General features: G+C 47.4%; 2 protein-coding genes. Both read right to left on the bottom strand.

Annotated features, from left to right (window positions below):
* Nucleotides 1–566: radical SAM mobile pair protein A (locus H8S07_RS15090; protein ID WP_186856276.1), on the bottom strand; the 566-nt coding region annotated here is incomplete at its 3' end.
* Nucleotides 563–870: MarR family winged helix-turn-helix transcriptional regulator (locus tag H8S07_RS15085; RefSeq protein ID WP_186856275.1), on the bottom strand; the 308-nt coding region annotated here is incomplete at its 5' end. The genes H8S07_RS15090 and H8S07_RS15085, both read right to left, overlap by 4 nt.

Genomic DNA, 870 nt, shown 5'->3' with positions numbered 1-870 from the left:
TTATGTGCCTGGTCCGCCAGAGACCATGCCCATTCCGGCTCCGTATGAATCTTCCTGCTCTGAGCTCCGGTCATGGTGCCGACAACGATCCAATTGATTCCGGAAAGGTCAACTGTGCCTGGATCGTCGAATAACGGCTCAAAGGTAACATGGTAATGTTTTGCTCTGACGTTTTTCCGAAGGGCGTCGATACGCCACAGTTCTGCTTTCCTCGTCACCGTAGCGCCAAACCATGCGTTTTCCAGATCGGTATCAAAATCCAGCAAATCAGGTCGCTTGGTAAGGAACAGGAACTGATGCTGTGGATTTTCACGGATCTTTGCAAACACCTCGTCTCTCCATTCCGGCTTCCATCCGGAGAGATCGCTCATCCCGGTAAGAAGAAAGTTCTGCGGACGTTTCTTTTCCATCATCTTGAGCTTACCCGGAAAGAATTCAGGGTCAGCGAAGTCATCAATCATATGCCAGCGTTTCACGTTGTTGCGGGCATAGCAATATGTACACCCCACTGTGCAGCCGATGACGATATTCATGTTCTGAATCTGATCTTTGATACAAATACTCATGACTTCTGCCACTCCTCAAGATTCTTTCTGATGCGGTCGAGGCATTCCTCAAACCGGGTAATTTCTTCCTCTGAAAAACCTTTGTAGTAAATATTGCCCATCTCATCAGATACAGAATCGTACTCGCCCTTTAAGGCATGTGCTTTCTCAGTCAGAAACAGGAGTGTTTTCCTTTTGTCCGTTTCAGACTGAACACGGCTTATCAGCCCTTGATTTTCCATTCTTTCCAGCATCGTAGTAAGAGATGTTATCGCTAATCCGCATTTAGTCGAGAGTGACCTGATTGAGATACCATCCTCCTGCC

This window comes from Dorea hominis (genome assembly GCF_014287705.1).
Lineage (GTDB): Bacteria > Bacillota > Clostridia > Lachnospirales > Lachnospiraceae > Dorea_D > Dorea_D hominis.
The sequence above is the reverse complement of the archived record's forward strand: the minus strand, read 5'-3'. Positions and strand labels throughout refer to the sequence as shown.